The sequence below is a fragment of the Aliikangiella maris genome (assembly GCF_040719265.1).
GTDB lineage: Bacteria > Pseudomonadota > Gammaproteobacteria > Enterobacterales > Kangiellaceae > Aliikangiella > Aliikangiella maris.
This window is the reverse complement of the sequence record NZ_JBFDAH010000026.1, coordinates 1-20,927: the sequence shown is the minus strand read 5'-3', so window position 1 is coordinate 20,927 and position 20,927 is coordinate 1. Positions and strand designations below refer to the sequence as shown.

The window sequence follows — 20,927 nt, the reverse complement described above, 5'->3', positions numbered from 1 at the left end:
GTAAATTATCCTTTGTTATTAATTTCTTGAGAATAAACATTCTCAAATTCTCGAATCATACGTTCGATTGCAAATTTATCAGTAACGGTTTCAAAAGCTTTATCAGCCAATGATTGGCGCAATCCATCATCACTCAATACACGTATCAATTCATTGGCTAATTGTGCCGAGTTATCTGACTCAAATAACATCCCGTCTTTTTCGTGAGTAATAATTTCAGGTGTACCACCAACGCTTGATGCAACAACTGCAGTTTTATTAAGCATCGCTTCAATAATGGTATTTGATACGCCTTCTCGAAACGATGGCAATACTACAACTTTGGCAGAGCACATCAAACGATCAACATCGAACCTTTCACCTAAAAACTCAACATTAATATTGAGGTTATTAGCTAACTCTTCGAGTGAATCTCTCAATGGACCATCACCTACCAACTTTAACTGGTAAGGACAATCTTTCAACAAACTCACCGCTTTTAACAAACAGGGTATATTTTTATCTTCAACTAATCGTCCAACAAACAAAATGGTATTTTGAGCAAGCCACGAAGATTCTAATTCTAGTGGTTCGCTCGATTCATTTTGCTCGATACCGTTATATATAATGCTGACTTTCTTATCACTGCCCCCCCACATTTTTTCTAACGCATACTCAGCACCAGATAGTGAGTTTGAAATAATTCGGGTTGAAAAGAAGCTCGCAATTGATTTTAAAACCCAATGGATTTTACCATACCACTCATACCGACCTCTAATTGAAGTGATCAGCTTGTTTCGACTAAATCCGATTATTTTTGCAAAAGTCACCCAAATTTCGGCACTAAATGCAAAGCAGTGAATGATATCAACCTCATTTCTGCGACACAATTTAATTAATTGAGCAATAAAGGCAAAATCGAGTGTTTTGCGCTTGTCCAAGTACCATATTTTATCGCAATAAGGTTTAATCTCATCTAATAAAAATGACGGGTTAGTAAAATAGCCTAATTCAACAGAAAACTCATCATGATTTAAGTTCTTGATTAATCGAACAATTTGACGTTGACTGCCGCCGACTTCCATTTCGTCGGTAATAATTAACACCTTTTTCTTCATTTTGTTCTTTCCGCATGATACTGCGCTATATAACTGCCTAGTTTTATTGCCTCTTTCTCAGCACAAAATGACTCTTGAATGGTCTGATTAGCTTGTTGAGCATATTTTAATCTTACCGCATTATCAGCCAATAAGGTGGCGATGGCATTGGCCAGTTCCTCTGGATTATTGGGATTAACCAATAGTCCGTTGTGCTCATTTTTAATCAGCTCAGGAATGCCTGAAATATAGGTCGAAATGACCGGAGTTCCGGATGCCATTGCTTCCATCAGCGCAACCGGTACACCATCCATATTACCTTCTTTAGTTTTTACAGAAGGCAAAACAAATAATGTTACATTGCCCAAAAATTCACGGATTTTTTCCTGCGGCATAGCACCTAAAAACTCAATATCCTCATCCAGCCCTAAAGATTTTCTTTGTGCTAAAAGCGCTGGCTTTAAGGGCCCATCTCCAACAATGACACATTTAAAGTCAACAGACTTTTGTTTTAGCAGGCTGCAAGCTTCAACCAGGTATTTAAACCCTTTTATTTCATCCAAGCGCCCAATAGTAAATACGGTATTTTCAGCACGATTTTCAACATTATATTTTTGTGCTGTTAAGTCGACACCACAATGCACAATTTTTATTTTGGAACGATAATCTCGATTAAGTAAATCACGGATAAAGTTGATATTAAAATCTGAGATTGTTACCCCAAAGGCGCAGGACTCAAATTTATCAACCAACATATGGTCTTCGAGAAAAATATCATGCGCGTGGAAAGTAAAGGTGTAAGGAATACCTAAATATTTATGAATAATAAATGCCGCCGTAGACGGATAAGTCGCCCAATGGGCATGAATGTGTTCTAACTCGAGCTTTTTAATCTTGTTGAGAACACTCAGCGTAACAAAAAAAGTCGCTAGCGACTTTAATAATGCTTCGGGCTTACCAATAAATCGACTGAATAGCAGCCAAAACATATGCAAACTTTTAAAAGGATGTAATATCAATTGCGCTAAGATATTAAACAACAGTGACAATCCTTTGGCAGGATAAATCACACTATCGATCAACGCTTTGGCATCTGATTGTACTAAATCTTCACTTGGATGCTTTAAAGAAACAATATCAACCTCATGGCCGTTTTTCTTCAAATTAGTAATTTCTCTAACAATAAATGTTTCAGACCAGCAGGGAAATAAAGAAACGATATAAGCGATCTTCATGGGATTACTTCCAAATATGTATATTTTTGTTAAATAGAAACTCTTTTAGTCCATACACGGCATAAAGGTTCAGCGTAATAAAGGCATTAGCAATTTTAATTAATTTAATTTGATTTAACCGCTCAAAATACGAAGACAAAATAACAGCAGTATATACACCAATCTGTCCAAGCAGACTCAAGCCGTAAAACCAGCCATAGTCGAGTAAAAAGCAATTGCTGAGCAATAATAACAGCAGGCAAATTGGCATGACCAATCTTAACAACTTATGTGAAACCAGCTGTAACAATAAACGGTTTTTAGTGGGATTGAGTAATTCTGGTTTTAATTCAATTAATTGATAATTACCTGCGATGGTTCGCGTTTTACGTTTCTTTTCACGAACTTTATCACTAGAGGGAATATCATAAGCGATGGCATTAGGTTCAAATAATACCCTTCCCCCCTGCAATACAACCTGCATCGGGATAAGTACATCATCAAGCACGGTATTTACCGGAATTGGCTGAAAATATTCGCGTTTAAGCGCATAGATAGCACCGGTTACCCCGACGACTGAACCAATTTTACTCTCACTGGAACGAATAAATTTTTCATATCGCCAATAAGTATCAACGCCCTGTGAAAAGGTATTTTCATTTTCACTATAAAACAACAGCTCTCCACTAACAGCACCGACTGTTTCATCATGGAAGTTATTAATCAGCTCGGCAATGGCATTTTTCTCAAAATCTTGACGACTGTCAGTCAGCACAACATAATCGGTGGTAATGACTTGCATCGCATCATTTAAACAAGCCGCTTTACCTCGCTGTGAATCAAATGATAATAAAGAGACATTGCCGCCGAACTGTTCAACAATTTGATTGGTTGCATCCGTCGAGCCATCAGAAACCACTAATATCTTCATTTTCTCTGGTGGATAATCGGCAGACAGACAATTTTCAATTTTTTGTTGAATTCGGCCTTGCTCATTAAAAGCAGAAATCAAAACGGTAATTTCCGGTTGAAAAGACTGCTTATTTACTTTGTTAGGAAACAACTTAGTTGCAACCAATAACAGCAGTGGATAACCAACATAGGTGTATAGAATCAAGAATAAGCAAAGCCAGAACAAGACTATCATTTTAATTTAAAACCTTACCTCGCAGCGCTTCATAGCGCTTATTACCTAACAATGTTTTAGCCACTTTAGTAACGCCATATTTAAGCTGTAAATTAAAAACGCCTTTGGCAGATGGCATCAACCAATCTTGTACCGTTTGCGAACTCGTATGTTGTTGAATCGGCAGACGGGGAATATCAAAGTGATCATACCGAGACTTTATGACACCAGGTTTAGAATTTGCGATGCAAGTATATCCAACCTCTTTGGCAATTTGCACAACCTGCGCATTGATACGACCACCAGGAGGTGCAAATACATTTACCGTTTTACCCGTTATATTTTCGATTATCTGTTTAGATTGTACCAGCTGATGACGTACTTCTTCAGCGGGCAAATCACTAAAATAGGGATGCTCATGCCCATGTGACTGAATCGCAATACCCGCGTCAGAGACCTCTTTAAGCTGTTGTTCAGTCATGTAATTTTCGGTATTAATAAAAGCACTATTGACAAATAAATCAGCAGAATAACCTTTTTCGATTAGGCGCAAACTTGCCTCATAATTGGAGATATGTCCATCATCAAAAGTAAATAAACAATACTGCCCCTGATTAACGGGGTTGGCTTTAACAAACTCAGTTACCGAACAAATTTTTCGCTGTTGCATTTCACACAAGCGTATATGCTCATCGAAAGTAGCAAAACTGACAGCATATACTGGGTCAGCCCCTTTTAAGGACTCGACAGAGTGATAAATAGCGTGATACATAAAAACAGGTGTATCCATCTTAAGCATTTCTCTTGATAATTAATTCATATAACTTGCTTCTCAGAGGGCTGGTTCGATAAAAGTATTCGCCAATCAAAGCATCTATTTGTTTACTAAATCCAGTTTTAAAACGATTGATAGGATTATCATCACCTTTTTCCATCCAGTAACCACCAAAGTCATAGCGTCGAAATCCCAGTTTTTTTGCCAAACAAATAGCTTCCCAATGCAACAAATGGGTTATTGGCAATTTTCGATAGGCTTCATCTCGGTGGCTAACCCCCCACTGGTATAAAATGGTCTCTCCCATACCCAGTAAGATAATAGCGCCAATCAACTTCTCATCCTGCCAAGCAGTCAAGACCTGACAGTATTTCTTTTTTTGTTCGATAGCAGTATTAATTAGCCGATGTTCTTGCTCACTAATTGGCGCAATACCCTGATGTAGCGCAAATTCATTATGAAATTCAATTGCCTCATCAGCATGCAGGTTTACACGTATTTCAATGTCAGACTTTGTCGCTTTATTAATTTGTGTTTTTAATGAGCGCCTTAAGTTTCGCTTAATTTCATCAATTTCTGGCAATAAATCGACAATTACCGTATGCAAATAGATTACTCGCTGAAAGTCTCTCGCTAACCAGCCATTTTTATGTAAAACAGACTGAACCGCTTGCCTATCCAAGTGAGTGTTATAAGGACTAATTTCCACCTGAATCCAACGCTTTTGCTGAGCAAGGGCCTGAATATGTTTTTCCAGCGATCTTAAATCACGCGCAACAGGGCCTCTTTCGATTACTGCAACTTTACCAATCCCCAAAGGAAAATGCTTAAATCCCACAAATGAATAAGCGATTATCTCGCCGGCTTCTTTTGTTACATAGCACTGCTGTTCAGCAGTTCCCACACTGCGAATCCAGTATGGCGACTGACTATAAAATGCATTATCTACCCAAGTTAAGTTTTCGCTATCAAGATAAAAATCTGATGGCTGAACAACTTCCAACATTGATATTTTAATCCATGACTTATAAAACAGATCGCTTACTAGAATTAAAGCAGGCCATTGGCCTGCTTTAACTGTAAAAAATCTGCTTAGATCACATCACAACGCTTTACGCCTTTTAACAGGCGTATAGGTCACCCCTAAAACAAAATTGTTGGCACTGGAATCAACCATAGCTTCACCAACATTTTGGCTTTCAGATACCCGCTTTTCTACGCGAGCGTATAAATCCAATTTTCGATTAATCGAATAATTAAATCGAATCTCAAAATTTTCAACCAGATTATTCAACGAAACCACATCTTGCGTACTAAACTCGCTATCGGTACGTGAATATTGAAACTGAATATTTGATTCCAGTGGATTTTTCAGTAAATGAGATAATGAATAAGAAATATTAAACTCTGCACCTTTACGGGTTTCATTATTTTGGACTTGTACTGAGCTTAGCTCAGCAGAAAAAATTCTTAATGATGAAGAAAAACTGATATCTCGATATTCATAGGTTAATGAATGCTGCTTGGTTTCCAGTGCCGTATTAAAATTCACTGACTGACTATTAATGTTAATTTGATTAGCATCCAAATTAAATCCCAACAAGCTATCAAATCCTTTACGAAACCCCAGATTAATCGACTGTGTGCGATTGATGACTCTCGACAAATTAATATCGAGTAAATCCGCATCAAATTTTTCACCCGAATCAGTTGTTACTTCTGATTGCCCAAGATTTGCACGTAAACTAGTAGTTTTACCACGCGTTTCCCAACGCATAAAAATATCATTTTGCGAAAAATCGTCAGCGGTGCGAGTTAACTCATTAAACGCTTCATCAAAGTCAGTTTCTGACTTTTCTGCAACCAAAGTAATCGTCGTGATGGGATTTAGTCGATGAGCATAATCCATAGAAAACATCGTTTCATTTTTAGAATTATTGGTTGCATCCAGCGTATTTTCTCCCGCAGAAAAGTCGATATAAGTTGCATACAAATTAATCTTATCTTCACCGGATAAGCGAATATAATAAGTCGGTCTTGCAGCATACACATTAATATCACGTAAATTGTTGGTTTCTTGCGTTGCAAAACGGTTTGCGGGTACTTGAGTTAATTGCTCCAGTGCAATAAAGCCAAAATTGGAATCAACCGCTTGATATTGAAAGCGCCCATCAAGTGAACGGTAGTATTCTCGGTCTAGGTCATCGCTGGTGTAATCTGCAGTAGCTAAAACCCCATCTATTTCGTAGTTGATAACATTACTGGCATTATTACCAATCCCAAAACGCATACCTAAATCATAGGCAGTGCCCGAGTTGCCATTATCAGATTGATTCAAGTTATCACTTTGTCTTAAGCTTGAAAAAAAGCCATATCCAAAATCGATAGCCCCGACAATTGGCGATATAAATAATCCAAGGCCCAGCAAAACCGGTATTGTTTTTGTTATTGATTTTTTCATAAAGTTTAAAACTGGTTTAAAACAATTCCTGCGAGCTTTTCTCGGCCTATAGCTTTTGCCGCCCGTTTAACTTCTTCTTCAGTGCATTGACCATAAGGAACGACGAGTAATACCCGATCACATAGATCCACCAGAATGCGGGTATCTGCCGAAATTGCAATACTTGGTGCGTCTATTATTGGATAACGATCTGGGTAACGCGAGATCAAGTGCTCAATAAACACTTTCATTTTTTTAGAAGTAAAATACTCTGCCGAGTTTTCTCGAACCAGACCACTTGGAATCAAGCGTAATCGAGGTATACGGGTATCATAAATAATTTCTCCGCCATCCCAGTCTTCGGCCTCCAAAAAATCAATCAAACCTTTGTCAACATTAACCGATAAGAGTTTATTTAGAACCGGATGATGGATATTCGCGTCAATCAAAAGAGAAGTTTTACCTTCATCAAATGCAAAAGTAGCCGCCAGATTTGCAGCTACCAAACTACTTCCTCCAGTAGGCGTTACCGATGTGACCAGCGTCAAAAAGTTATTACTATCAGATGTCGCCAGCAGCTTGGTTCTTAAGTTTCGATAACTGTTTAATAAAATGGTGTCTGACATTTTAGCGTATATCAAACGTCTATCGGCCAGCTCGGCATTAGTGTATGGCGGCTCCTGTTTCATTTTGGAGATTTGCTTACGTGAGGAAACCAGTTCATGAGCTTCTCGTGATTCTGGTGCAGCAAAGCCTCGATTAGAATTTACATCTTCATCAGTAAACGCTTCATCACCACTATTTTTTTTGGCTTTAAGATAGGCCGACTCAATTATATTCACACGATCACCCTTTCAAACGAAGCCAACTGACATAGACGTAGCAGGCAAACACCAGCAATACGGCTAATGACATAAGAGCTCCCTTCTTTAAGTTACTTCTCTTTTCTTCCGGTGTATTAATGTAATAAACCGAAGCTAATACCGGCAACATCAGTTTTTCGGTAATAATTGCTTCGTCCCGAACTTTATTGTCAATAAATGACAAACCAAACGCCGCGCCCGCTGGTATTAAAATACTGAGAACCAAACCAATTGCCACTAAGTGAATATAGCGAAGACCGCTGGGAATAACAGGCAAGGTAGCTTCTTCCTGCACTTTAATGGTCAACCCCTGATTTTCTGCATCGATAGTCATCGAAATATTTGCATTTTCACGCTGACGTAACAGCTTTTGATAAATATCCTGGTTCACTTTATAGTCACGAGTCAACTCGGCTAATTCAGCTTCTACCGCATTGATGCGCGCCATTCGATCCTGCTCGATTTTGAGTAGTTTTTCGGTTTCAACTTTGTCAGACTTCAATGTTGATATATTAGCCCTTGCTTTTGTAATCTGACGTTGTATTTCCTGAAAAATAGGGCTATCCGATTTATACCGCTTGGTGTTATTCTTTTCTGATTCTCTTTCCTCAATTTCCTTTTCAATTTCCTCATTCAGACTCGCAATCTGGCTTTTTACCTGAACAATATCAGGATAGGTATCAAGGTAATTCAAGCGTAACTCGTCGAGTTTAGCTTTTAGCTTAGCCACTCGCTCACGTAGTATGTTTTCTTTCTTTAAATCAGTACTGGCAACAGCATCACCCGTGAGCTGTTTGGTCAACTCTGAAACCTTCGATTCCTGACCACGAATTTCCAAGTTAAGATTTTCAACTTGACGAGTAAGCTGGGTAATTCGCTCATTAACTGCCGACTGCGATCCCGGACGAGAATCAATATTTCGAGAGCGGAATTCTTTAATCGCATTTTCTGCGTCTTGCAGTTTCTTTTGGTATGACTCAACTCTTTTATGAATAAACTCGTAAGCTTCACGACTTTCGTTTTGCTTTTCAAGTAAACTGTCATCAACAAATATAACAGTCATTAATTTGGTGACACCTTGTGCAATGGCCGGATTATTGTTTTTAAAACTGATTTCTATCAGGTTTTTACCAGCAGATGTCACATTGGTTTTTTTACGTATTTTTTCAACCATTAAGTCTCGTTCGATAAGTGTTGGTTCATCGCCATCAAACCAGTCAAAAGCATTTAAAATTCGCTCGACAGAGCGACTGCTGAAAATAATTTGTTTTGCTCGTTTTGCCCGGTCGACAACTTCTTGAGTAACCGCCGTGCCCTCCATTAACGGACTTAAAATACTTTGCTCATCCACCAAAATAATACTAGATGATGTGTAAACTTTGGGCATAAACCAAGCGATCAGTAAAAAGGACATTGCTATAACGATGAAAAGTACTGTTACCAGTACTTTTCTCTCCCAAACTTCTCGAATGATTCGATTTAGCGCATCGCCGATTGACATATTCATAACTAAACTCTACTAAAAAACCCTTTCTGGAACAGAAAGGATATCACCTGGTTGCATTTCAAAATTGGTTTTCATTTTCCCATCATTCAAAATATCAAACAGGTCTACATCGTATTTTTCTACTTTACCATCAACTTTTCTAAACAGCTTACTGCTATTGGCTGACGCAAACTCATTCAGGCCTCCAGCTTCTAAAACTGCATCGAGAACGGTCATGCCTTGACGAAAGTTAATGGAAATTGGATTTCTAACTGCACCGGTCACTCTGACACGAGATAAGAACTCATGACTTCTTAGTTCGACTAAAATCACAGAAACTTGAGGGTCACGAATAAAATGAGACAGTTTTTCAGTAATTTCATCGGCAACTTCGACAGGTGTTCGGCCACCAGCAACAACTTCACCTATCAGCGGAACAGAAATAATTCCATCGGGACGCACTGGAACAGAGATAGACAAATCAGGACTTTTCCAAACATTCACCTGAACCTGATCGTCAACCCCGATATAATATTGGCTAACCAGCAGTTTTTTATCCTGATTGGGCTGAAAAACACTTACTTCCTGCTTTTTGGGGGCAGAATTACAGCCTATGAGAGCCACGACTAACAATAATTGAATCAATATACGCATTATTACCCCCCTAACGAGCACCTTTACCTAATACTATCACTTCTACCGTTTGCAACAAAACCAGTACATCCATAATGAGTGAGTGGTTCTTAACATAATATAAGTCATATTGTAGCTTATTATACGTATCTTCTTCACTTGCACCATATGGATATTTCAGTTGTGCCCAACCGGCTAACCCTGGTTTAACACTATGTCTGGCACTATAAAATGGTATTTTTTTCTCTAGTTCTGCAACAAACTCCGGTCGCTCCGGTCGAGGTCCAACCAAACTCATATCACCATTAAAAATATTTAAAATCTGCGGTAACTCGTCAATTCTGACTTTTCGAATAAACTTACCAACGCGAGTGACGCGCATATCATTTTGTTGTGCCCATTGTGGACTACCATCTTTTTCGGCATTTACAATCATACTTCTGAATTTGAGTAACTCAAATGTCTTGCCGTTTAAACCCACTCGGGTTTGACGATAAAAAATAGGGCCTTTAAAACCACTTTCTATAAAGATGAGAATTGCAGTAATAACCAAAAAAGGAAACATCATGGTTAAAAGCAACGCACTGATTAAAATGTCAAAGGTTCGTGCTAAAAATGCCGAAATCGAACCTTGACGGGTGCCATCACCAAAAATCAACCAGCTTGGATTCATCATATCCAAGCGAATCATGCTTTTCTCTCTTTCCCAAAACCCGACAAAATCAATAATGTTGATATTAGCTAGCTTACAGTCAAGTAAAGCATCAACCGGCATTTTTTTACGTCTATCAGCAATAGCTAATACAATTTCATCAACATTATAAGCGGAACAATATTCGGATAAATCATTGCCAGGCTTGACAATATATTGATCCGGCACACAAATCTCTTCACCTTCAACTGGGACAAAACCGTGAATCATGTAACTGGCATTTTTGGGTGATAATGCGCGATTAGCATCTTTTTTATCCGTTAAATGACTGGCCAGCTCACTGGCACCATAAACCAGAATTTTACGCCGTAATGAACGCCCATCAACGGTATGTAAAAATATCAACCGAACAACAATAATTGTGGCAAAACTAACAGATATTGAGTAAGCAAAAATTCCGCGGCCAAGCAGTAAATCGGGCATTAAGTAATAAAAGATAACCAGAGCTAGCAGTCCCAGCGCAAAACTGATAAACACCCGCACAGTAATTGCTGGCAAATAAAAACGTCCTAATGGACCAGGGGTTTGATATTGCCCCATAGCAATCATGCCAGCCAACAATGCAATAGAGAATATAAGCGCCCTAAGCGGAAAATTTGACAGGTTCTCTATTTGTGGTTGCCAGAGAAATTCACCAAACCTGAGATATTCACCAACATATACAGAGGTAAAAAATATTAAGAATTCCAGAACTAATAAAAATAAAAATGGAGTTCGAAAATGATGATTGAATAACTTGACCGTAGCCATAAACCAGCATTCCTATTTTATTGTAAGTTTTTCCTTAAAGTAATCTTGTTAATTGATATTCAATTAATTCATAACCAAAGATTCTAAAAGGGTATGAAAATGAAATATAAGGCAATTAAACCCAATTCATTTCAATTAGTTAAAAGAAATTTTATTATAAACAACAAGTAATAACTAAAATTGGCCTGTTATGCAGTAAAACCATCATATTCCCTAAATTTTATAGGGGGAAAGATGGTACAGCGCGCATTAACATGAGTCAAGAATTGTAACTTCTTGTCATAATAATAACATCTTAATTTTCTTATATTTCAATAAGAAACAGTCTATCAAACTCTTTTTTCAACAAAATTAATCAAAGTTTCAATCGACTCAAAAACATCTGCAGATAAATCATCATCTTCAACGGTAAACTCGAAGTGCTCTTCCAGAGCGGTAAGAATTGACACAATTGCCATCGAATCAAACTCAGGAATATTACCAAGTAACAGCGTATCATCATCTAGCTGTTCTATACTTAGATCCAGAGATAAAGTCTCGATCAATAATTGTTTGATTTTATTGGAAACATCTAACCTATTCATAACGACTACTTTCTTACAATTTGGCGCGATTCTATCAATAACTTTATGCATTTGCACTGTTCAATTTTTCTAACGTTAATATTAGTTGAGAAAATCCGTTATAACTAAGTGGTATTTAGCGTTTATTTCTCTTATCCTATAGCGCTCATTGTGAACCGACTAAAAAAACTCTAATTATTTATGTCTATCGAATCAGTTACTCAAGATAAACTAAAAATTGTCTTACTCGAAGGAATTCATGCCAGTGCCGAAAAATTATTTCGTGACAATGGATTTCTTAATGTTATCACCGCCAATAAGTCTTTACCTGAAGAAGAGTTGCGGCAAATATTAAAAGATGCTCACTACCTAGGTATTCGCTCTAGAACACAAGTTACCCCAGAACTACTCGAATATTGTGACAATCTCGAAGCAATTGGTTGTTTTTGTATTGGTACTAATCAAGTCAATTTACTGGCAACTCAACAAAGGGGAATTCCAGTATTTAACGCACCTTTTGCGAATACTCGCAGTGTTGCGGAACTGGTGTTGGGTGAGATGATATTACTTTTACGTGGTATCCCTGCTAAAAATGCCGCGGCTCATCGAGGCGAATGGCAAAAATCAGCAACTGATTCTTATGAAACTCGCGGCAAAACACTTGGCATTGTCGGCTACGGCCATATTGGAACCCAAATTGGGATATTAGCTGAGAATCTAGGTATGAATGTTCAATACTACGATATTGAAAACAAACTGGCTCTTGGTAATGCCAAACCTGCCGATAGCTATCATGCTCTGCTGCAAACTTCCGATGTTGTAACCTTTCATGTGCCAGAAACACCTCAGACTCAAAATATGATGGATAGCGAAGCATTTTCTCAATTGAAGCAAGGCGCTATTTTGCTCAATGCTTCTCGTGGTACGGTTGTCGATATTGAATCTTTAGTCAATGCACTGACTAATCGACAAATACTCGGGGCTGCAATTGACGTTTACCCTGTTGAACCCAAGTCGAATCAAGAGACTTTCATCTCACCGCTGCGTGAATTTGACAATGTTATTTTAACGCCACACATTGGCGGCTCAACAAAAGAAGCACAGGCCAATATTGGTATTGAAGTTGCTGAAAAACTATTAAAATACAGTCAAAATGGCTCGACTATCTCTGCGGTTAACTTTCCTGAAGTTGGCCTTCCCTCGCATGAAGGTAAACATCGGATTTGTCACATTCACCAAAATGAGCCCGGCATACTGGCAAAAATTAATGATATTTTCTCTGCCAATCGAGTGAATATTTCAGCTCAGTATTTACAGACAGATGGTGGCGTTGGTTATGTAGTTACCGATATTGATCAGACATCAAGTGAACAGGTATTTGAAGCGTTACAAAAAATTCCTAAAACCATCCGGGCCCGCATACTTTATTAAAAATCACTTGCTGAAAAACGGCAAAATTTGAATTATGCTCCATTAAGGTTACTGCCCTGTAGTATCGTCAACCAATACTCAGGGCAAATCTCTTTATCAAACTCTCAGTCGAGTGAATCAATGTACTCGTTATCACATCAATCATCACTTCCAAAGCGTACAAAAAAGTACAACACTGACTATTTGCACCAAAATGGTGCAATAATGAAACAGATTGGTTAAACTTTAGTGCATGATTCATGCAAACGAATTGGTTAGTCAGTCATTGATAACACTTATGCGCTAGTGTACTTAAAATCACAGTAACAGCCATGTGAAGCGTTGTCTCATGTAGTCTAACCATATTTACAAGCTCACCCTATTTCACCAAATTAAAAGTTGTGCTTATTTAAATTATGTCAATTAAGCTTTCAATCGATTCACTCAGTACCGCTATTATCTTGCTGGACCAGGCGTATAATATTGAGTTTTTGAATCCTTCAGCCGAACAACTATTGGGATTTAGTAATAAACAACTTCGCGAAGAAACATTTTTTGATTTAATCAAAAGCACCATTAATCCAACATTGCTCCAGCGTTACTTAACTGGTTCACAGTCTTCACCTAATAACTTGCCCGTCAATCAAGTTACACTACTAGAAGAAATCGAAATAAAAACAGCTACCGGTATTTTAATTACTAATATAATGGTATCGGGTTATTACGAAAATCAACAAAATTATTTATTACTAGAACTGCAATCCAACGAATATCATTCAAGAATTAGAAAAGACATCGAACTACAGCACCAAAGCCGGGTGAGCAACCATTTAATCAGAAACCTGGCTCATGAAATTAAAAATCCACTTGGCGGTATAAAAGGTAGTGCGCAGTTGATGGCAAGAAAATTACCAGCAGACTTCCCCGCTCGTTATTGTGAAATCATTATTCAAGAAGCCAATCGACTAGGTAAGTTAGTTGATCGACTTTTACTTCCTTCAACACCCGAAGAAAAAGTCAGTATTAATACACATCAACTAATTGAACAAGCACTTGAGTTAATACTGCTACAAACCGATAAATCAATTAATGTTATAAAAAACTATGATCCGAGCTTGCCAGACTTAACTCTCTCGCCCGGGCAAATTCAACAAGCCTTGTTAAATTTACTAAAAAATGCCGCAGAAGCGTTAGCAGATCAAGGAAAAATCGAAATTCGAACCAGGATTTTACATCAACACACCATTGGAAAAATTCAATATCGTCAAGTGATTAGAATCGATATTATTGACAACGGTACAGGCATTCCTGACGAATTGATCAATGATATCTTTTTTCCAACCATTAGTGGAAAAAACAGTAGTGGTTTAGGATTAAGTATCGCGCAATCTTTAGTGCAACGACATGGCGGAATTATTGAACTGGAAACCTGGCCAGAACACACTTGTTTTAGTATTTATTTACCCTTGGAATCTGGCATTCATTAAACAATCTGATCATTTACTTTAAATTAAATATTCAATGACCATGAAAAAGCAATTTCATATTTTATTAGTCGACGATGATAACAGCATTCGCTTTGTTTTAAATGAGTTAATCCTTGATTTAGGTCATCAGGTAACTCAGGTTAGCTGTGCCGAAGAGGCTATTGAAAAGCTCAATCAACTCACAATAGATTTAGTGATTTCCGATGTCCGCATGTCAGGAAAAAGCGGCATTGAACTTTTAGAATTCTGCCAGCAAAACTTTCCCGATTTGCCTTTAATAATCATGACGGCTCATTCCGATTTAGATAGTGCAGTCAGTGCTTATCAAAAAGGAGCTTATGAATATTTACCTAAACCTTTCGATCTAGATGAAGTCGTCACCATCATAGAAAAAGCCTTGCAATCTACTCAGACCAATGATTCCCCGCCGACGCAAGTTGATGAAAACAATCCTTTTTTAATTATCGGTGAATCTCCAGCTATGCAGGATTTATACCGAGCGATTGGCCGCCTGTCAAACTCTCATGTGACGGTTTTAATTCATGGCGAATCAGGTACAGGAAAAGAACTCGTCGCTAAAGCACTGCATCAGCATAGTCCGCGAAAAAATGCACCTTTCATCGCTTTAAACATGGCTGCTATTCCAAAAGATTTAATCGAGTCTGAATTATTTGGGCATGAAAAAGGATCTTTTACTGGCGCTAGCAATCGCTACTTTGGACGTTTTGAACAAGCCGATAATGGCACATTATTTTTAGATGAAATCGGGGATATGCCTTTAGAAACACAAACACGCTTACTCCGAGTATTATCCGAAGGTGCTTTTTACCGAATTGGCTCCACCCAACCGACCAGCGTTAATGTCAGAATTGTTGCAGCAACACATCAAGATTTATTAAAAAAAGTTGAGCTAGGTGAATTTCGTGAAGATCTCTATCATCGACTTAATGTAATACCTCTAAGATTACCTCCTCTGAGAAAGCGCCCTGATGATATTCCATTATTAGCCAAATATTTTTTGCAGCAAATTGCTAAAGAAATCAACGAACCTCAAAAGCAGCTCAACCCAGAGTCGATTGCGATTATGCAACGCTATCAATGGCCAGGCAATGTCAGACAGTTAGAAAATGTCTGTCGCTGGCTAAGTGTGATGGCCAATAGCCAGCAAATTTTTCCTCAAGACTTGCCGCCAGAATTAATCAGTCAGCACCAACAGGTAGAACCAGAACAGTGGTCACAGATGCTATCAAACCAAATCATTAATGGCTATCAAAAAGGTGAAACTCAAATATTACTAAAAATACAGCAAAAAATTGAAAAAATATTAATCGAATCTGCTTTAATCATAACCCAGGGAAAAAAAGTTGAAGCATCAAAAATACTCGGTTGGGGAAGAAATACTTTATCAAGAAAGTTAAAAGAATTAGCGAACGCCAAAAAATAAAAATTATTTTTTGAGATAATTAAAGCGCAAATTATTTATTTGTTATTCTGCCGCACTTAGCAAGACTGATCCAGATCAAAAATAAGCCTGATATTTTTTTATAAAAAAACGACTAGCAACACCCAATTTATACGTTTTTTAGCCAACCAAATTTACCGTTTAGTTAACTATGCTTAATACAAAAAATTAATATTATCTTTTCAAAGTAATTGTTAATAAAGCATTTTTACTTCTTGGCTTAAGACACTAAAAACAGCAAAAAAAATAAAAAACCAACCGTCAAAATCAATCAAAAATCCTAAAAGATATACTTAGAACAGTTTAACCATAAATTCATTATGGTATTAATCTTTGCCGAGTTAGTTTACATTTCTTTCTCGTTTTTATTTTCTTTTAATTCTTAAAATACTAATAAAACAAACTGCAGTAACTACACCATAGTTTAACAAAAAATAATTTAGGTAATACTTATTAAGGAGCATAATATGTCTACCGCTGTTTTAAAAGAAAAAGATCAACAATTTAATTTTTCAGTTGATTCTTTAGTTGAAGAAGCCATTCAACATGATGCCATCAATCATCCGTACTTGTCTGCTTTAGCCAATGGCGACTTGCCTAATCCTCAACTTGCTTTAAAAGATTTTGCCGCTCAATATCAAGGCTATACCGCTTGGTTTATGCGATATCTTACGGCCACAATTGCTAAGTGTGAAAAGTATGAACATCGTAAAGCGCTGCTGGATAATGTCAATGAAGAAAGTGGCAACCTGGATCAACACGAAGTACAGTTACTAGAAAGTATTGGCATTAAAGAAGAGTGGGTACAGGGCATTCCACATAATATTTTGTTTCAACGTTTTCAAAAAGCAATGCAAATTGAACCAGATTGTGAAGTTGACATGGAAGCGGCTATTTGGCGTGAACAATTTCAAAGTTTAATTGAAAGTGGTTCAATTGCTCAAGCAATCGGTGCTATGGGCCTAGGCACTGAATGCATTGTTAAATACATTTATAAATACTTGATCCAAAGTTTAGAAAAGTTTACTGATTTAACCAAACAAGACTATGTCTTTTTTGAAATTCATGCAGAAATTGACGACGAACATGGTCGAATTATGCTGCAAATAGCAGAAGATTTAATACGCAATAATCCTGAAAATTTAGCCATACTTCGTAAAGGAATGCTCAAAGCACTCGACTTGAGAGCAACCTTTTGGAATGGTATGTATAAACGAGCATTAAAGATGTCTTAATTAATAAAAATTTTCCACCTCATATTTTATTGGTTATCGAATCTTACTTTATTTTTTGGTGAGTCAAACAATGTCACTAACTAACGTTTTTGTTTTACATGTTGACTCACCACTTAATAAAAATCAAACGATTAAAAATAATCCATTGTCGGAATGTCTGCGGAATGCTGCAAACAGTGGTGAACAAAATGAGCAAGCCCTGCTGCACCATTCCAAAGCGATAGATCAAGTTTTTTGCCTGCGTTCAGTTTGGGAAAAATTTGCTGCATAGCAAAGGCTGCGAATTGACGAGCTCGGTATAACCACAATTCATCGCCAGTTGCTTGAAAAAGTTTTAATAAGCTAAAGCCGTTTCCAGTATTGCCATGGCACAGTCCTTGACCTTTTTTGAGCGGGCCTGCTTGCCACACTAGCTCTCCCCCAGCAATCATTAGTTGATCGAAAAATTGATCTTCACCAAACAAATTTGACAAGCACGCAATCAGCCCCGGAGCGCCATGACAAAACTGTAGTAACAACGCCGTTCGACCGGGTCTTTCGCCAGCAATACTTTGTGGCCAATTGGCAAACGAGTCTTGCACTAATGCCGTTCTTGAAACCGTATCAATAATAGCGGCTTTCCAATTGTTTGCGGTTACAGTTTGCAGGGCGGGGAGCGCTTTTAAAATACTGAAAGCATTACCCGCAAAACCATGAACAGCTCCCAAGTGTGCAACATAATGACCATATAACTGTTGATACCACACTTTCAATTGAAATCTTTCAACCGTTGTAATATCCTCTTCAAGTTGTAGTGCAAGCGCTCTGGTCAAATCTAAAAATTCCGGAAACTGGTGTCGATAAAAATTGGCAACACACAAAGCGCCTGGTGCTCCCCACATTAATTCACAAACCGGATTATGAATTAGTTTTTCAATAATCTGACTCATTTCGCCGCGCAGATTATCAGTTAAACCTAATCGACATTCTGCAACTATCAATCCTAGCTCTCCAATTAATAATCCATGTTGATAGTCAGGCGATGTCATTAACCGAGACAATCGCTCTCGATGCACCACTCTAGCTTGAGCCAGGTAAGCTTGATAATTGTGTTTCAGCTCACCATATCCCCAATGTGCAAGATAATATTGTGACCAAATTATTCCTGCAGTACCATCGTAAAACGAATTTTCAAGACAAGGATCATCAGAGATCACCCATCCATTTGGTTGAGTAAATCGCTGCTCGGTAAACGCCTGTAATGTTTCAATAAAGTGACGAGCAGCAGCATTATCCCATGCAACACTATACTGTAACTCATTTTCAAAATGATGGTGCCTTTCGGGTAAATATAACAAGCGACAACTCCTAAGTTTATATCAATAAATCACCGTGCTTTGTGCTAAATAATAAATGCTAAGTGTTAAATCGATATCAACAATATTTAAATTTTGTTTCTACTTGAGAAACAGTATTTTCTTTATTTACACTCTACACAATAATATCTAAACAATTATAATAACTTTAACCAATAAGAAAATCAGGATATCAAGATGAAAATTTTAGCATTTGCTGCCAGCAATAGCCGCCAATCTATCAATCAACAGTTAGTTAGCTATACCGGACAAATAATTACGTCACTCAACTCTGATATTAACATTGAAGTGATTGACTTGAATGATTACGAAATGCCACTATTTAGCGTTGACCGCGAAGCGGAGTTGGGCCAACCTGAACAAGCAAAATCGTTCTTTAATAAAATAGGCGCTGCCGACGCTTTAATTATTTCATTTGCTGAACACAATGGCACTTATACCGCTGCTTATAAAAACCTGTTTGACTGGACATCGCGTATTAATCAAAAAGTCTTTCAAAATAAATCTATGCTATTAATGGCAACATCTCCCGGTGCAGGTGGCGCTAAAAATGTGCTTGCAGCAGCAAAAAATTCAGCATCCTATTTTGATGGAAATGTGATTGCAGATATTTCTATACCACAATTTAATGATAATTTTGATACACAGACAAAACAAATAACTAACCCAGAATTAGCCAAAGCAGTTGAAACCGCAGCACAAAATTTATTAGATTCACTGTAATTATGCGAAGCCCCAATAAATTTACCCTTAAATTGACTGTCAATACTCATCTAAAATAAGCGTTATTAATTATTGATTAAACAAAAAAGCGGGTGATAGATTCACCCGCGAAAGGGATGTACCTAAAAGTTAAAGGCACATCAATGTTGACGCCACATACAAAATGGATAAAGTCTATAAACTAATGACCCGATATACCTATCATCTCATTGTAAGCCGGAGAAGAATGAACAACGCTAAACTGTTCAGATGAAATACCTAAATAGTCACTCGCCTGTTTAATATTTAAGAAAACCCCATCCACTCTTTTTGTTTGTTTGGCATTGATTTTTTCAAAAACCAAATATCCAACACCTTCAATAGATTCAATTTCGTAACGTTTCATCAGAACTCCAGTTAATTAGTGGAAAACTTCGATAACAATTTATACGGCGATAGGATGTTTCTGGATCAGTAAACAGGTATGATTTAATAAAATACAACAGCAATATTTCTATCGATCATTTTAATCGATAATATCAACCTAAAATATTTATTTATGCGATGATTACACTTTATACAAATTTTAATGCCGTTTGTGGACAAAAAATTGAGTTTCTGCTTAATCACTCAGCGCTTGACTACAACAAAATTGACGTCAACCTGCGCAATGGCGAACAACATCAATCGGTATTTTTAAAACTCAATCCTGCCGCGCAAGTCCCTGTATTACTTGATGATGACAAAATTGTGCTCGAATCAAATGAGATCTGTCGTTATCTCGATACATACTTACTTGATGAGCATTATTCTCAGTGCGATCCAGTATTACTAAACCAGTGGCTTGATCAAGTTCATACGGCAATACATCCCGCCTGTTCAGTAATTTCCTGGAGTTTAGCGATACGTCCGGCGATGCTAAATAAAACACTTGAAGCACTAAAGCAACACTTTGCCAACATTCCAGATGCTGAACGTCGAAAACGTCAACAACGAGCCTTTGAACTAGGGCTTGAATTACCTGAATTGCACCAGGCAATTGCCACTTATCAACACTTTGTTTGCTCAATGCGTGATCAACTGTCAATAACGCCGTGGTTGGCTGGCGATCAAATTTCTCTGGCTGACTTTTGTGTAATTCCTTATTTAATAAGATTAGAACATCTGTCATTTAACTCGATCATTGACCGTTTTCCAGAGGTTTGCAATTGGCTAAGTCAAATAAAATTAGAGCGGGGTTTTGAGCAAGTTTTTATCCTTAATTATCCGTCAGGTTTTATCCAACAGTGGCAGCAATATGGCCTTCAGGCAAAACTTTAATCGAACTGGAGTTAATGCAAAAAGTTAAGAGCCAAAGCGATAAAATTAGAACAGAAAGGTATTGTGGGTAGCTTGTCCTTAAGCTATTCCTACCTGAAACCGAAGGTGCGGTGGTTTAGAGAGGGAAGCTCATCCTTGAGCCAAAGAATCACTTCGTTATTACAATTGTTACTTTAAAAAACGATTTGGTTATATTCCATCAAGACCTCCTTAGCGACCTGCTTTAATGTTGCCGCAGTTTGCGCATCAATAGAGCCATTATAAGCCAGCAGTGTTGGGTCTTGTTTTAACAAGAATCCGTAGAACATGGCAGCAGAT

Annotated in this window: 19 protein-coding genes; 6 read left to right on the top strand and 13 right to left on the bottom strand. The window is 37.6% G+C overall.

Translation table 11 applies throughout. The features are described 5' to 3' along the window. Window positions 1–5: 5 nt before the first annotated feature. The 11 genes from ABVT42_RS18300 to ABVT42_RS18250 form a co-directional block, all read right to left on the bottom strand. Window positions 6–1,097: a glycosyltransferase family 4 protein gene (locus ABVT42_RS18300; RefSeq protein ID WP_353897344.1), complete on the bottom strand. Its 1,092-nt coding sequence runs from the start codon at window positions 1,095–1,097 to the stop codon at window positions 6–8. Next, window positions 1,094–2,311: a glycosyltransferase family 4 protein gene (locus ABVT42_RS18295; RefSeq protein WP_353897345.1), complete on the bottom strand. Its 1,218-nt coding sequence runs from the start codon at window positions 2,309–2,311 to the stop codon at window positions 1,094–1,096. The genes ABVT42_RS18300 and ABVT42_RS18295 overlap by 4 nt, the downstream gene beginning before the upstream one ends. 4 nt (window positions 2,312–2,315) lie before the next feature. Further along, the gene (locus tag ABVT42_RS18290) at window positions 2,316–3,407 is read right to left on the bottom strand and encodes a glycosyltransferase family 2 protein (RefSeq protein WP_353897346.1); all 1,092 of its coding nucleotides are present in this window, start codon (window positions 3,405–3,407) and stop codon (window positions 2,316–2,318) included. Window positions 3,408–3,438: 31 nt separating this feature from the next. Further along, window positions 3,439–4,206, bottom strand: coding sequence for a polysaccharide deacetylase family protein (locus ABVT42_RS18285; RefSeq protein WP_353897347.1), 768 nt, complete (start codon window positions 4,204–4,206; stop codon window positions 3,439–3,441). Between the two features lies 1 nt (window position 4,207). Then, a complete protein-coding gene (locus ABVT42_RS18280) occupies window positions 4,208–5,197 on the bottom strand; it encodes a lipid II:glycine glycyltransferase FemX (protein ID WP_353897348.1) in 990 nt (329 codons plus the stop codon). A gap of 96 nt (window positions 5,198–5,293) precedes the next feature. Continuing rightward, window positions 5,294–6,652, bottom strand: a complete 1,359-nt coding sequence (locus tag ABVT42_RS18275; RefSeq protein ID WP_353897349.1) for a hypothetical protein — start codon at window positions 6,650–6,652, stop codon at window positions 5,294–5,296. A gap of 5 nt (window positions 6,653–6,657) precedes the next feature. Beyond that, window positions 6,658–7,473, bottom strand: a complete 816-nt coding sequence (locus ABVT42_RS18270; protein ID WP_353897350.1) for a P-loop NTPase family protein — start codon at window positions 7,471–7,473, stop codon at window positions 6,658–6,660. Between the two features lie 4 nt (window positions 7,474–7,477). Next, window positions 7,478–9,001 (bottom strand): XrtA system polysaccharide chain length determinant, encoded by a 1,524-nt coding sequence (locus tag ABVT42_RS18265; RefSeq protein ID WP_353897351.1) that lies wholly within the window; start codon window positions 8,999–9,001, stop codon window positions 7,478–7,480. A 12-nt stretch (window positions 9,002–9,013) separates the two neighbouring features. Next, complete coding sequence (locus tag ABVT42_RS18260) at window positions 9,014–9,634, bottom strand: XrtA/PEP-CTERM system exopolysaccharide export protein (RefSeq protein ID WP_353897352.1); 621 nt, start codon at window positions 9,632–9,634, stop codon at window positions 9,014–9,016. A gap of 10 nt (window positions 9,635–9,644) precedes the next feature. Continuing rightward, window positions 9,645–11,075 (bottom strand): TIGR03013 family XrtA/PEP-CTERM system glycosyltransferase, encoded by a 1,431-nt coding sequence (locus ABVT42_RS18255; RefSeq protein ID WP_353897353.1) that lies wholly within the window; start codon window positions 11,073–11,075, stop codon window positions 9,645–9,647. A gap of 329 nt (window positions 11,076–11,404) precedes the next feature. Beyond that, the gene (locus tag ABVT42_RS18250; RefSeq protein ID WP_353897354.1) at window positions 11,405–11,659 is read right to left on the bottom strand and encodes an acyl carrier protein; all 255 of its coding nucleotides are present in this window, start codon (window positions 11,657–11,659) and stop codon (window positions 11,405–11,407) included. 180 nt (window positions 11,660–11,839) lie between these two features. Between ABVT42_RS18250 and serA the strand changes: the two genes are divergently transcribed. The 4 genes from serA (at window position 11,840) to ABVT42_RS18230 (ending at window position 17,232) form a co-directional block, all read left to right on the top strand. Beyond that, window positions 11,840–13,069, top strand: a complete 1,230-nt coding sequence (serA, locus tag ABVT42_RS18245) for a phosphoglycerate dehydrogenase (RefSeq protein WP_353897355.1) — start codon at window positions 11,840–11,842, stop codon at window positions 13,067–13,069. Window positions 13,070–13,464: 395 nt separating this feature from the next. After that, entirely contained in the window at window positions 13,465–14,535 is a 1,071-nt protein-coding gene (gene glnL, locus ABVT42_RS18240; RefSeq protein WP_353897356.1) for a nitrogen regulation protein NR(II), read from the top strand. Window positions 14,536–14,575: 40 nt separating this feature from the next. Continuing rightward, entirely contained in the window at window positions 14,576–15,979 is a 1,404-nt protein-coding gene (ntrC, locus tag ABVT42_RS18235) for a nitrogen regulation protein NR(I) (protein WP_353897357.1), read from the top strand. Window positions 15,980–16,464: 485 nt separating this feature from the next. Then, entirely contained in the window at window positions 16,465–17,232 is a 768-nt protein-coding gene (locus ABVT42_RS18230) for a TenA family transcriptional regulator (protein WP_353897358.1), read from the top strand. A gap of 131 nt (window positions 17,233–17,363) precedes the next feature. Here the strand turns inward: ABVT42_RS18230 and ABVT42_RS18225 are convergent, their stop codons facing one another. After that, complete coding sequence (locus ABVT42_RS18225; RefSeq protein WP_353897359.1) at window positions 17,364–18,569, bottom strand: lanthionine synthetase C family protein; 1,206 nt, start codon at window positions 18,567–18,569, stop codon at window positions 17,364–17,366. Window positions 18,570–18,764: 195 nt separating this feature from the next. On the opposite strand from ABVT42_RS18225, the gene ABVT42_RS18220 reads away from it, so the two are divergent. After that, window positions 18,765–19,310 (top strand): NADPH-dependent FMN reductase, encoded by a 546-nt coding sequence (locus ABVT42_RS18220; protein ID WP_353897360.1) that lies wholly within the window; start codon window positions 18,765–18,767, stop codon window positions 19,308–19,310. A 181-nt stretch (window positions 19,311–19,491) separates the two neighbouring features. Here ABVT42_RS18220 and ABVT42_RS18215 read toward each other — a convergent pair whose 3' ends face one another. Next, entirely contained in the window at window positions 19,492–19,695 is a 204-nt protein-coding gene (locus ABVT42_RS18215; RefSeq protein ID WP_353897361.1) for a hypothetical protein, read from the bottom strand. Between the two features lie 158 nt (window positions 19,696–19,853). On the opposite strand from ABVT42_RS18215, the gene ABVT42_RS18210 reads away from it, so the two are divergent. Beyond that, window positions 19,854–20,609 carry a glutathione S-transferase family protein gene (locus ABVT42_RS18210; protein WP_353897362.1) on the top strand — a complete coding sequence of 252 codons (756 nt, stop codon included), beginning with the start codon at window positions 19,854–19,856 and terminating at the stop codon, window positions 20,607–20,609. Window positions 20,610–20,927 lie beyond the last annotated feature (318 nt).